Origin of the sequence: Kitasatospora sp. NPDC059673 (assembly GCF_042734215.1) — a bacterium.
GTDB lineage: Bacteria > Actinomycetota > Actinomycetes > Streptomycetales > Streptomycetaceae > Kitasatospora.
On record NZ_JBHWEN010000018.1, the window covers coordinates 97,935 to 110,651 of the forward strand.

8 protein-coding genes are annotated in these 12,717 nt (G+C 73.9%); 4 read left to right on the forward strand and 4 right to left on the reverse strand.

What is annotated here, in order from left to right:
- Window positions 1–11: 11 nt before the first annotated feature.
- Together ACFV18_RS21615 and ACFV18_RS21620 are read left to right on the forward strand one after the other, a co-directional pair.
- A complete protein-coding gene (locus ACFV18_RS21615) occupies window positions 12–545 on the forward strand; it encodes an FMN-binding protein (RefSeq protein WP_380485550.1) in 534 nt (177 codons plus the stop codon).
- Window positions 542–1,255: an FAD:protein FMN transferase gene (locus tag ACFV18_RS21620; RefSeq protein ID WP_380485552.1), complete on the forward strand. Its 714-nt coding sequence runs from the start codon at window positions 542–544 to the stop codon at window positions 1,253–1,255. Before ACFV18_RS21615 ends, ACFV18_RS21620 begins: the two co-directional genes overlap by 4 nt.
- Before the next feature lie 111 nt (window positions 1,256–1,366).
- Here ACFV18_RS21620 and psbW read toward each other — a convergent pair whose 3' ends face one another.
- Window positions 1,367–1,585 carry a photosystem II reaction center protein PsbW gene (gene psbW / locus ACFV18_RS21625; protein ID WP_083462161.1) on the reverse strand — a complete coding sequence of 73 codons (219 nt, stop codon included), beginning with the start codon at window positions 1,583–1,585 and terminating at the stop codon, window positions 1,367–1,369.
- Between the two features lie 21 nt (window positions 1,586–1,606).
- Window positions 1,607–3,757 carry a 4-alpha-glucanotransferase gene (gene malQ, locus ACFV18_RS21630; RefSeq protein WP_380485554.1) on the reverse strand — a complete coding sequence of 717 codons (2,151 nt, stop codon included), beginning with the start codon at window positions 3,755–3,757 and terminating at the stop codon, window positions 1,607–1,609.
- Between the two features lie 296 nt (window positions 3,758–4,053).
- Here malQ and ACFV18_RS21635 point away from each other — a divergent pair, with 296 nt between their 5' ends.
- A complete protein-coding gene (locus ACFV18_RS21635; RefSeq protein WP_380485556.1) occupies window positions 4,054–7,866 on the forward strand; it encodes a beta-N-acetylglucosaminidase domain-containing protein in 3,813 nt (1,270 codons plus the stop codon).
- A 91-nt stretch (window positions 7,867–7,957) separates the two neighbouring features.
- On the opposite strand, the gene ACFV18_RS21640 is transcribed toward ACFV18_RS21635, so the two are convergent.
- Complete coding sequence (locus tag ACFV18_RS21640) at window positions 7,958–8,575, reverse strand: HNH endonuclease (RefSeq protein WP_380485557.1); 618 nt, start codon at window positions 8,573–8,575, stop codon at window positions 7,958–7,960.
- A gap of 306 nt (window positions 8,576–8,881) precedes the next feature.
- Here ACFV18_RS21640 and ACFV18_RS21645 point away from each other — a divergent pair, with 306 nt between their 5' ends.
- Window positions 8,882–9,952, forward strand: coding sequence for a mechanosensitive ion channel family protein (locus ACFV18_RS21645; RefSeq protein ID WP_380485559.1), 1,071 nt, complete (start codon window positions 8,882–8,884; stop codon window positions 9,950–9,952).
- A 75-nt stretch (window positions 9,953–10,027) separates the two neighbouring features.
- Here ACFV18_RS21645 and ACFV18_RS21650 read toward each other — a convergent pair whose 3' ends face one another.
- Entirely contained in the window at window positions 10,028–12,640 is a 2,613-nt protein-coding gene (locus ACFV18_RS21650) for an SdrD B-like domain-containing protein (protein WP_380485561.1), read from the reverse strand.
- Window positions 12,641–12,717: the final 77 nt, after the last annotated feature.

Here is a 12,717-nt window from a genome sequence, read left to right on the forward strand (position 1 = left end):
GAGCCCCCGCCATGCGCCGAGCCGTCATCACCGCCTCCGCGACCGCCGCCGGGGTCGTCCTGCTGCTCTCCCTGAAGCCGCACGACCCGTCCGGTGCGGCCCCCATCTCCTCCACGCCCGTGGGGGGCGGCGCGGCCTCGTCGTCGCCGCCGTCCGGTGGTGGCGGTGCGTCGTCGCCGCCGTCCGGTGGTGGCGGTGCGTCGTCGCCGCCGTCCGGTGGTGGCGGTGCGTCGTCGTCGCCGTCGCCCGCTGCCACGGGTGGTGGAAGCCGGACCGTCACCGGCAGTGCCATCAACACCCGGTACGGGCCGGTCCAGGTCCGGGTCACGCTGAACGGCAGCGCCATCAGCAAGATCGACGTGATCCAGTACCCCAACCGGGACCGCCGCGACCAGGAGATCAACAGCTACGCCGTCCCGCAGCTCAACCAGGAGGCGATGGCCGCGCAGAACGCGCACATCGACGTGGTCTCCGGCGCCACCTACACCAGCGACGGCTACACCCGCTCCCTGCAGAGCGCGCTCGACCGGGCGGCGCGGAAATGACCGTCACCCATGTCGAGCACGTGATGGGGACGGTCTTCTCCTTCACCGTCCGCGACCCCGGCCCCCGCACCGTCGAGACCCTCGCCCGGATCGTCGCCCGCCTGCACCGGATCGACGCGGTGTTCTCGCCGTACCGGCCGGAGAGCGAGATCAGCCGGCTCGGGCGCGGGGAGATCACGCTCGCCGCGTGCGACCCGGAGGTGTCGTCGGTGCTGGAGCGCTGCGCGGAGCTCGCCGCCGAGACCGACGGCTACTTCACCGCGACGCCCGGCGGGCGCCTCGACCCGAGCGGCTGGGTCAAGGGCTGGGCCGTCGAGGAGGCCTCCCGCACCCTGCGGGACTCCGGCTCCGTCCAGCACTGCGTCAGCGGCGGCGGCGACGTCCAGACCGCCGGCGGCCCCTGGCGCATCGGCATCGCCGACCCGCACCGGCCCGGCACCGTCGCCCACGTCGTCACCGGTCACGACCTCGCTGTCGCCACCTCCGGCATCGCCGAACGCGGCCCGCACATCCTCGACCCGCACACCGGCCGCCCCGCCACGGCCCTCGCCTCCCTCACCCTCCTCGGCCCCCGCCTCGCCCACCTCGACGCCCTCGCCACCGCCGCGTTCGCCATGCCCGACCCGCTGCCGTGGCTCACGGCCCGGGGCGTCCCGGCGCTCGCGATCCGCCCGGACGGGACGCGGGAGCAGAGCCCTGACTTTCCGTGAGACGCGGGAACGGGCCGGTGCGGCGGAAATGGGAACGGCGACTGCCGGGGTGGCCGAATAGAGAATTTCGGCTGCCCCGGCAGTCGCCGTTCGGGTCCTGGGACCCGGGGGTTACTTCTTCCGACCCGGGATCATGCAGAGGCCCGCGATCACCAGGAAGGAGACGATCGGGAGGGCGACAAACAGGCCCAGGGTCTGGCCGACGCTCAGGCCGGCGCCCGGGTCGTCGCCGTCGTCGCGTACGAGCGCCATGGCGGGCGACGACATCAGCATCATCAGCGTGGCCGCCGCGGTGACCGCACCGGCGCGCATTGCGTTCCTCTTGTCCACGTTTTCCAAGGTACCGGCCCCCTACACCGGGTCGCCCGGCGGGGTGCGCCTGTCGGCGTGTCCCCCTGCCGGGACGCCGAGCGGGGCGAGGGTGGCGGCGAGGGTGGCGGTGCCGGGGGCGGCGGCGATCCGGTCGAGGGTGCGGGGGGTTCCGGTGGTGTCGGCGACGGGGAGGCGCCAGTTGGGGTACTGGTCCCAGGTGCCGGGGAGGTTCTGCGGGCGGGGGTCCGAGACGGTGTCGGGCAGCCAGACGCCGACCAGCCGGGCGGGGGTGGCGCGCAGGTAGGCGTACAGCGCCTCGATGGTGACGGGTGCTCCGTCGGCGAGCAGGCCGAGGCGGACGAGTTCGCGCTGCCAGTCGGCGAGTTCGGTGGCGGCGGCGTGCTGTTCCTCGGCCAGCGGGCGGGCCAGCAGGCCGAGTTGGTGGCGGAGGGCGACGTGGTCGCCGGTGAGCCGGGCGGCGGTGCTGGGCAGGTCGTGGGTGGTGAGGGTGGCGAGGCAGCCGGCCCGCCAGCGTTCGGGGGGCAGGACGGTGCCGCCCGCGTGCCAGTCGCGTTCGAACCAGAGCACGGAGGTGCCGAGCACGCCGTGTTCGGCGAGCCGTTCGCGGACGCCGGGTTCGACGGTGCCGAGGTCCTCGCCGATGACGGCGGTGCCGGCCCGGTGCGCTTCCAGGGCGAGGACGGCGAGCATCGCCTCGGCGTCGTAGCGGACGTAGGTGCCTTCGGTGGGGCGGGCGCCGACCGGTACCCACCAGAGCCGGAACAGGCCCATCACGTGGTCGATCCGGATCGCGCCGGCGTGCCGGGCGGCGGCGCCCAGCAGTTCGGCGAACGGCGCGTAGCCGGTCTCGGCGAGGGCGTCGGGCCGCCAGGGCGGCAGGCCCCAGTCCTGGCCGTGGGCGTTGAAGGCGTCGGGCGGGGCGCCGGTGGAGATGCCGGTGGCGAGGACGTCCTGCAGGGCCCAGGCATCCGCGCCGTCGGGGTGGACGCCGACGGCGAGGTCGTGGATCAGGCCGATCGGCATGCCGGCGTCGGTGGCGGCGCGCTGGGCGGCGCGCAGTTGCTCGTCCACCAGCCAGGCCAGCCAGCGGTGGAACTCGACCCGGTCGGTCAACGCGGCTTTCTCGGCGGCGACTTGGGGGTTGGACGGGTGACGCAGGCCCTTCGGCCAGGAGTGCCAGGCGGCGCCGTGCACCTCCGCCAGCGCGTTCCACACCGCGTACCGCTCCAGCCACTCGCCCTCGCGGCGGACGAACGCCCGGTACGCGGCCTCCCGGCCGACCCCACGCGGCACGGTGTGCAGCAGCTCCAGTGCCTGCTGCTTGAGCGCCCGGACGGAGTCCCGGTCGATCAGCGCGTCGTGCTCCAGTACTTCCTCGCGCAGCAGCCGGGCGCGGCGGGCCAGGTCGCGGACCTCGTCGTGGCGGGTGTACTCGGGGATCGCCTCGATCCGCAGGTGCACGGGGTCGGCGAAGCGGCGGGAGGAGGGCCGGTACGGGGACGGGTCGGAGGGTGTGCCGGGCATGCCCGCGTGCAGCGGGTTGATCTGCAGGAATCCCGCGCCGAGTCGGGCGCCGGCCCACTGGGCGAGTTCGGCGAGGTCGGCGAGGTCGCCCATGCCCCAGGACTGTTCGCTGAGCACCGAGTACAGCTGCGCGAGGAAGCCCCAACTGCGCTGCTGCGGTTCGGGGATGCGCGGCGGGGCGACGATCAGCGCGGCCCGGCCCGCCCGTTGGCCCGCTGTCACGTGCAGGGTATGGCGGCCGAGCGGCAGGTCCTCGGGGAGCCACCAGGAGTGCTCGTGCGTCAACTCCCAGGAGCCGCCGTCCTCCAGCTCGACCCGCACCTCGGCGTCGGCGGGCAGGTCGAGCGCGGTCCGCCGTCCCTGCCAGGCGACCACGGCGGGCGGCAGCAGCCGCCGGGCCTGTTCGGTGCGGTGGCGTTCCAGTGCGGCGGCGGCGAGTTCGGGCGTTCCGGCGTCCACGCCGAGGGCGGCGAGCACGGTGCTCAGGGTGCGCGGCGAGACCTGGACCGGTCCGGCGCCAGCGTCGTAGCTGGTGTCCACCCCGTACGCGTGGGCCAGTGCCAGCAGTTCCGGTGGCGCGGGCGGGTTGTCCTCCGCCGGTACCTGCTCGGTTCCCGGCTGCTCACGGTCAAGGTATGCGGCCACCCAGCGCACTCCGTCCTCGGGCTCCCGAACGCAACAGGCACAGTCCTACCCGCGCACCCGTCCGCCGACCCCGACCGACACGGCCGCCTGTCGGCACCGGACGGGTGAACGTTCCGTCGGCGAGTTGCCGCGAGCGAGGGCGATAGCACCGTAATACCAGGCGATAACGGACATAGCTGTCAGCGGCGTTGACAGGGACGCGGAGAGCTGATGGGCTGGTCGGGCCGGATGGCCATGGGGGGCCGGGGCGGGCTGTGGGGGCCGGTGAGCTGGATGTTTCGGGCGAGGAGGCTCCGGTGCAGGCGCGGGTGTCGGTGGCGGCCGGGCGTCGGCTGCGGCAGCAGTTGGAGCAGGGAACGGCGCTGCGCGAGGTGCTGTACCACCCGGCGGCGCTGACGGCGCGCCGGACGGCGGCCCGGACGGCCCGTCAACTGGCGCCGCGCGCCGCAGACCGGTTCATCGCCGACATCAAGGGCACCGACCCGCTGCTGGCCTCGGTGCGCGCCGAGCGCCGCTCGGGCCGGCGCGGCAGCTCCTTGCGGCTGGCGGCGACGCTGTCGGCGGCGGCCGTGGTCGGCGGGCTGCTGATCCCGGCGCAGAGTTTCGCCTCGCAGCCCGGCGACCGGCGGACGGTGGCCGCGGAGGTGGACGTCCCGGGCGCGGCGCAGGCGCCGCTGCCGCTGGGTTCGCTGGCCGATCCTCAGGTGTTCCCGCGCCCGCAGCAGTTGCGGCCGGGCGGCAAGCCGGTGTCGGTGCCCCGGCGGGTGACGGTGGTGATGGCGGACGGCGCGGACGGGCCGGCGGTGGACGCGGTGCGCGCGCTGCTGACCAGGGCCGGCGCCGCCGAGGTGATGACCGTCCCGGAGGCACCCGAACCGCCGGCGGCGGGGTCGCTGGTGGTGTACGTGGGCGGCCCGCACGAGGGCGCGGGCGGCACGACCGACCGGGCGCTGCGCTCCCTCGCGGTGGCGGCGGGGCTGAAGGACACCGAGGTGCCGGCGCTGGCGGGCCTGCCGCCCGGCGGCCATCTGCTGGCGGTGGGTCAGCTGCCCACCGCGGGCGGCGCGTACGGCGCGGTGGTGCTGGCGGGCATCAACGGCGAGGGCACGTTCTACGCGGCGCAGAGCCTGGCGCAGCTGCTGGCGCCGATCGGGCCGGGGCAGGGTCAGGGCGCGGCGGGCGACAAGGGCTTCCCGGGCGTGCTGGTGCGGGACTGGCCGACCGGCGCGGCGGTGCGCGGCACCGCCGAGTCGTTCTACGGGGAGCCGTGGAGCGCCGGGCAGCGGCTGGCGGCGGTGGACTTCCTGGGCCGCACCAAGCAGAACTTCTTCCTGTACGCGCCGGGCGGCGACCCGTACCGTTCGCGGCGCTGGCGCGAGCCCTACCCGGCCGAGCAGGTGCGGGAGTTGACCGAGCTGGCGGGCCGGGCCCGGGACAATCACGTGACGCTGGCGTACTCGGTGAACCCGGGGCAGTCGTTCTGCTTCTCCTCCGGCAAGGACCTGGACGCGCTGGTCGCCAAGCTCGACGGGCTGCGTCAACTCGGCTTCCGGGCCTTCCAGTTGGACTTCGCGAACGTCTCCTACGACGAGTGGCACTGCGGCACGGACCGCCGGAAGTTCGGCACCGGGCCGGCGGCCGCGGCGAAGGCGCAGGCCGCGGTGGTGGCGGCGGTGCAGAAGCGGCTGGTGGCGCCGCACCCGGAGCTGGCGCCGCTGTCGGTGGTGCCGACGGAGTACCAGAAGCAGGGTTCGACGCCGTACCGGAAGGCGCTGGCGGCGGGGCTTCCCGCCGGGGTGCAGGTGGTGTGGAGCGGCGGCGCGGTGATCGCCAAGCAGGTCACGGGCGCCCAACTCACCGAGACCGCCGAGCTGTTCCACCGACCGCTGATGACGCTGGACAACTACCCGGTGAACGACTCGGCGCCGGACCGGCTGTTCCTGGGCGGCTACGGCGGGCGGGACGCCGAGGTGGCGCAGCGCTCGGCGGTGCTGCTGACCTCGGCGATGAGCCAGCCGGTGGCGTCCCGGATCCCGCTGGCCACCGCCGCCGACTTCGGCTGGCAGCCGGGCGGCTACGTGCCGGAGCGTTCGCTGTCCGCGGCGCTGCGGCTGCTGACCTCCGGCCCGGCGCAGCAGGCCGCGGTGGCGGCGCTGGCCGGCAACAGCGCGTCCTCCGTGCTGGGCGGCACGGAGTCGGCGTACCTGGCGCCGCTGATGGAGCGGTACTGGGCGGCGGTGGAGCCCGCTTCGGGCGCGCCCGCCGACCAGGCGAAGCTCAAGGAGGCGGCGCAGCCGCTGCGCGAGGCGTTCGCGGTGATGGCGGACGCCCCGAAGACGCTGGCGGGCGACCCGCTGGGCGCGGACGCCGCACCGTGGCTGGCCCGGCTGGCGGCGTACGGCGCGGCGGGCCGGGCCGCGCTGGACATGCTGGCCGCGCAGCACGCCGGCGACGGCACCGCGGCCTGGCAGGCCCGGCTGGAGCTGGGCCGACAGCGCGCGGTGCTGGAGCAGAACCCGGTGACGGTCGGCAAGGGCGTGCTGGACCCGTTCCTGGACCGGGCCACGAAGGCCGCCGACACCTGGGCGGGCATCACCACCGGCGCCTCCCCGACCACCACCCTGGGCACCGCGCACGACCACGGCCCGGCACTGATGGCGGACGGCTCCGCGACGACGTTCTACTGGTCCTCGGCGCCGCCGCAGGTCGGCGACAGCTTCGGCCTGGACCTGGGCACCGCGAAGCCGCTGGGCACGGTGACGGTGCTGATGGGCGGCCGGGGCGACGACCCGGACTCGGCTTCGGCGGCCGACGACTACCTGCACGACGGGGTGTTGGAGTACTTCAGCGGCTCGGGCGGCTGGCAGCAGCTGGCGACGGTGCACGACCAGCGGGTGGTGATCGCCAACGCCCCGGCGGGCGCGCTCGCCAAGGCGGTGCGGCTGCGCGCCACCGGCGGGCAGAAGACCGCGGTCGCGGTGCGCGAGTTCACCGCCGGTGCGCCGGGCGTGATGGACGCCGAGGTGAGCGGCCCGCCCGCCGTTCCCGGTTCCTCGCCGGACGCGGTGCTGTCGGGCGACCCGGACTCGGCGTTCCGGGCGGCGGCCCCGCCCGCGGCGGGCGACGCCCCGCTGACCGTGGAGCTGGGCGCGGCCCGTCCGCTGGACCGGCTCACCGTGCTGACCGACCCGACGGTGCGCGCCGAGGCGACCGTGCAGGTGCGCCACCCGGACGGCACCTGGGCCGAGCTCGGCCAGGTCCGCCCCGGCTACAACGAGCTGCGCGCCGACGGCGGCCCGGTGGACGCCTTCCGCCTGGTGTGGCGGCCCGGCGGCGAGGCCCCGGTGGTCAACCAGGTGATCCCCTGGTACGCGGACGTCCCGGCGGCCCGGCTGACCCTGGCCGAGCCGACCCTGGACGTGGTGGCGGGCGCCGCCGCCCCGACGCAGACCCGGGCCACCGTGGAGTCGGGCCGCCCGGACGCGCTGACCGGCGAGCTGAAGGCCGAGGTCCCGGCGGTCGCCAAGGGCCTGACGGTGGCCCCGGCCCCGTCCGTGACGGTGCCGCGCGGCGGCAAGGCGGGCGCCCCGGTGCAGGTGTCGGCGGCCGCCGGCACCCCGTCGGGCACCTACCGGGTGCCGCTGGTGTTCACCGCGGGCGGCGTGACCGTCCGCCAGGAGCTCCAGGTGCACGTGGTCCCGCCCACCGGCGGCCCCGACCTGGCCCGTTCGGCCAGCGCGGCCTCCTCGGGCGACGACAGCGGCAAGACCCCGGCGGCGGCGATCGCCGACGGCAACCCGAAGACCTCCTGGACGGCCCCCGCGAAGGACGACGCCTGGGTGCAGCTGCGGCTGCCGCAGCCGTCCCGCCTCGGCACCGCGGTGCTGCACTGGGGCGACGCGTACGCCTCCCGGTACCGGGTGGAGACCTCCCCCGACGGGGTGGTGTGGACCACCGTGGCGGTGGTGGACAACGGGCAGGGCGGCACCGAGACCGTCCGCTTCGACGCCCCCGACGCGCAGTACCTGCGGGTGCACGGCGTCAGCCGGGCCGGCCGCTACGGGTACACGCTGTCCGCCGTCGAGCTGTACGCGGTCCAGGAGCCCTGACCGCACGGCGGGCCGCCGACGCTCCCGCTGCGGGGTGCGCCGGCGGCCCATGAGGCGTACCGAATGTCGTGTCGGGCAGGCCCTTGTCTGGTCAGGCGGAGAGCGGAGCGTGCTGCTCGCCGCGGCGGACGGGACGGGTGCGGACCGGGGACGGAACGGCGGGTGGCAGCTCCGTATGGTCGTGGTGCTCGAAGTCCCGGAACTGGTCGAGGCCGCCGTACGGCTCCAGGTAGGGCCGCCAGCGCGGATCCTTGATCCCGGTGCCGATGACCCGCCAGGCCAGGCCGCTGGGCGCGGCCGGGGGGCGCTTCATCCGCCAGCCGAGGTCGGCGAGGTGCCGGTCGGCCTTGGTGTGGTTGCAGCGGCGGCAGGCCGCCACCACGTTGTCCCACCGGTGCTGACCGCCCCGGCTGCGCGGGATCACGTGGTCGACACTGGTGGCGGCGGCCCCGCAGTACACGCACCGCCCGTGGTCGCGGGCGAACAGCGCGCGCCGGGTGAGCGGCACGGGGCCTCGGTAGGGAACCCGCACGAAACGGGTCAGCTTGACGACGGACGGCGCCGGAACGGCGCTGGTGGCGCTGTGCAGAGTGGTTCCCGCGTCCTCCAGGGCGATCGCCTTGTGATTGAGGAGCAGGATGAGTGCGCGTCGCATCGAGACGACACCGAGTGGCTCGTACGACGCGTTGAGGACAAGGACATGCGGCACGGGGCCTCCTTGGACGCCTGCGGCGCGTGGCTCGCGCCGAGTCGAGCGGGCGATCGTGCCCCTGCGGGACGCGATCTCCCTCAGTGTCGCCTTACGCCCTCGTACGACGCCACCATTTCTCTGTGACGGGCCGCACACCCGGGTGGACCCCGCGCCGCCGCCCATAGCCGGTATGCCCAGCTCGGGGCCCACCTGCACCCACCGTGGCCGGGGCGGCGCGGACGGTGGCCGGAACCGGTCTGACGGACCGTCCGGGCGGGTGAACGGGGTCGCCGGGGCCTTCCCGGCAGGCCCTAGAGTGGGGCGATGCTCGTCGAAGACTCTCCCCCCGAAGCCACCACGCCGACCTTCAACCTGCCCACCAGCGCCGCCGACGTGACCGACTCCACCCGGCAGGCCGCCAGCTGGCTCGATGACAACTGGCAGGGCTGGCTGATCGACGGGCTGCGGATCGTTTTCATCATGCTGCTCGCGCTGATACTGCGAGCGGTGGTCCGCAAGGTCATCGACAAGCTGGTCGCCCGGATGGGCCGCCCCGCCGAAGCGGACAACGACCACGGCGTGATCGGCGGGCTGCTGGCCAACAGCGGCGTCGTCAACACCGAACGCCGCCAGCAGCGTTCCGAGGCGATCGGCTCGGTGCTGCGCTCGGTGGCGTCCTTCACCATCCTCGGCACCGCCTCGCTGATGGCCCTGTCGGTGCTCGGCGTGGACCTCGCCCCGCTGCTGGCCTCCGCCGGTGTGGCCGGTGTGGCCATCGGTTTCGGCGCCCGCAACCTGGTCACCGACTTCCTCTCCGGCGTCTTCATGATCATGGAGGACCAGTACGGCGTCGGCGACGAGATCGACACCGGCGTCGCCACCGGCACCGTGCTGGAGGTCGGCCTGCGGGTCACCAAGCTGCGCGGCTCCGCCGGCGAGATCTGGTACATCCGCAACGGCGAGGTCAAGCGGATCGCCAACATGAGCCAGGGCTGGGGCACCGCCACCGTGGACGTCCAGGTCGGCTACAAGGAGGACCTGGAGCGGATCGAACTGCTGGTCACCGAGGCCGCCGAGCAGCTCTCCAAGGAATCCCCCTACGACGAGCTGATCTGGGGCCGGGTCAAGGTCCTCGGCATCGAATCGGTCGCCGTCGACTCGGTGGAACTGCGGATCGAGGCCCGCTGCACGCCCGGCAAGTCCGCGCAGGTCTCCCGCGCACTGCGGCTGCGCATCAAGGCCGCGTTCGACCTGGCCGGCGTCAAGCTCAAGGAGGAGGCGGCCGCCGCCGTCCCCGCCCAGGCCACCGCCCCCGAGATCCTGCCGCCGTCCGCGCTGGCCGACCCCAGCTCGGCGCGCTCGCTGGCGGCCAAGCCGATACCGCCACAGGCGTAGGCCGGGCACCGACGGCCGGGGCCCCGGGAGTTCACCCTCCCCGGGCCCCGGCCGTCCGCATTGCTGTCGGCGGTGTCAGGCGCGGCGCCTGCGGACGGCGAGCAGGACGGCGGTGCCGGCGGCGAGCAGGATCGCTCCGCCGGTCAGGGTGTACGTCAGGGCGGTGTCGTTCATGCCCGTGTAGGCCAGGCCGCCCGAGGGCTGTGACGACGGCTCCGGGGTGGGCGTGGGCGCCGGGGTGGTGGGGGGCGGGGGGATGAGGCGGTTGACGGCTGTGGTGGTGATGCCGTCGTCGAGGTGGTCGTCGTCCAGGACGACCGGGCCGAGGACCGGCTGTTCAGGGGCCTGGTAGCCCTTGGGCGGGGTGACCTCCAGCCAGTAGTACGTGCCCTTGTCGGTGACGGTGTGGCAGGTGCCGTCGTCGCCGGTGGTGCACGGGTCGCCGACCTTGGTGTCCGCCTTGTCGCCGTCGGCCTGGAGGCCGTCGGTGCCATTGGTTTCGCGCCACAGCTGGAACACGGCGCCGGGCAGCGGCTTGCCGTCCTGGTCGTGCTTGACCAGGCGGAGTTCGCCCTGCTGCTGCATGAAGCCGAAGTCGAAGGTGTGGTCGTTCTGGCCGGGGCCACCGGTGGTCAGGGCGCGCTCGACGTAGGTGCCGCCCTTGGGGATCGTCCCGTCGGAGTCGATCGCGCGGTTGTCGCCGACCTTCGCCTTGGTCGGGACCCAGTGGTACAGCGGGCCACCCTTGGCGTAGTCGGCGGGGTTGTCGAGGCGGATGGTGTAGGCCGTGTTCGGCTTCAGGCCACCGGTCACGTTGGTGTCGTCGAAGTAGTACTCGCCGCGCGGCGTGGTCTTGGTGGTGCCGACCTTCTTGCCGTCCGCGTCGTACAGGTTCACCGTCGCGCCGGGAACCGGCTTCTGCTGCGGCAGTTGGAGGCCGGAGCGCTCCGGGTCGTACCAGACCCGGTTGCCGATCTGCAGCGGCGCCCGGTCGCAGAGCACTTCGAGGTCGGCCATCGCCGCGCCCTTGCCGAACTTCGAGCCGCTGGACAGCTCATTGCCGAAGCCGGGGTCCTGCGCGCCGTTGCGGAGGGTGAACATGGTGCCGGCGCTGTAGGCGTGGTTGTACACGTCGTAGCCGGAGGTGGCGATGGAGTTCTCGACCTTGGAGAGCGCCATGCCCGCGTAGGTGGCGTAGGTGTGGACGTCGCCGACGCGTCGGAGGTCGAAGAAGCCCTTGCCGCGGGTGGTGTTCCCGCAGCCGAGGTTGACGTCCATGACGTACGTGTCGCCGCTCTTGCAGGCCTTGTTGAGGTCGCCGGAGGCGATCGCGAACACGTACTGGGCGGCCATGGTCCCGCTGGCCTGGTCGCCGTAGCGGTCGCGGAAGGAGAGCAGCATGGAGCCGTCGGTCTCGAAGCCGATCTCGCCGAGCTCGGGCTGCCCGAAGTAGTAGCACGTGCCGTCGGTCGGCCGGGCGTCCTTCCACGGGTACCAGTAGTAGTTGGAACAGACGGCCGGGGACGGGCCCCGGTAGTCCATCGGCTGGTTGAGGACGGCGGCGCCGAACTTCCCGGTGGCCGGGTCGAAGGGCAGCACGATCGCCCGCACGTCGCCGATCTTCTGGGTGGACTGGCCGGAGCAGACGCCGCCGACGTAGCCGACGCCGTCCTGCATGCCGAGGCCGAAGGGCCGCCAGTCGTCCGCCGACGGGCAGTCGGCGGGGGTGGGGATGCTGTAGGCGGCCTTGGGCGCGGAGGCGGTCTTCGCCGTGGCGTCGTAGCGGTACAGCTTGCGGTTGTTGAGGTTGACCACGTACAGGTCGCGGTTGTCCTCGGTGAGTTTCAGCCCGCCGAGGCTCTCCTTGCCCGTGGCGGTCAGGTAGGCGACGTCACCGTCGTTGGTGTGGGCGGTGCTGCCGGCGTCCGGGACGGTGGCGAACAGCGAAGTCGCCTTCGTCGTCGGGTCGGTGACGTAGATCGCGCCGGGGCCGCCGGGGCCGTAGGGCGCGTCGCGCTTGGCGTGGGCGGAGCTGAACAGGCGCCGGTCGTCGCGGTTCCAGGCGATGCCGTAGACGTTGCCGGTGTCACCGCTGGTGCTGAGGTCGGTGACGTCCTGGTTCATGCCCCGGGACCGGTACGGGAAGCTGAGCAGGGTCCGCCTGGTCTCCGGTTCGGCGACCGAGGGCTGACAGGCCGTCGCCAGTGGGGCGTTCTGCTGGCAGTAGTCGGCCGGGTTCCACAGGCCGGTGGTGACGGTGGCCTTCTTGCCCGCCGACAGGTCGACGAACTCGGTGTTGCTGCTCAGCTTGTCCGGCCCGCCCGCAAGGCCCTCGCGGGAGGCGAACGCCGGGTACAGCACGCCGGGCTTCGGATTGACCACGTCCACGCGGTACTTGCCGCTCGCGGTCGACTTGCTCGGCTTCAGCGTGACCGTGCCGTCGGCGGCGGTGACACCGGCGCTGGCCGCGCCGTCCTCGCCGGTCAACGTCACCGTCACCCCGCCCATGCCGGGCTCCAGCGCCGGGCTGTACGTCCCGCTCTCGTCCACCGCGCGGATCACCCGCACCGTCACCGAGCCGTCCGCGGTGGCGGCGGGTGCGGAGACTGCGGGGCCGGTGGCGATTCCTGCTGCGAGTAACGCCGCCAGTGCGGCGGAGCGCCGGTAGCCGCTTTTCTTGAGTTGCACGTTCCTCCCCTCCTCTTGTCGGCGCCCACTCCCCCGGAGCGGGCACACGATGTGTCGGAGGTTAGCGTGTCCCGGAC

What these genes read in the sequence shown, in the direction of transcription:
- ACFV18_RS21645 (WP_380485559.1), top strand. Translation starts at nt 8,882, where the DNA reads ATGCTCGTCGAAGACTCTCCCCCCGAAGCCACCACGCCGACCTTCAAC.
- ACFV18_RS21620 (WP_380485552.1), top strand. Translation starts at nt 542, where the DNA reads ATGACCGTCACCCATGTCGAGCACGTGATGGGGACGGTCTTCTCCTTC.
- ACFV18_RS21615 (WP_380485550.1), top strand. Translation starts at nt 12, where the DNA reads ATGCGCCGAGCCGTCATCACCGCCTCCGCGACCGCCGCCGGGGTCGTC.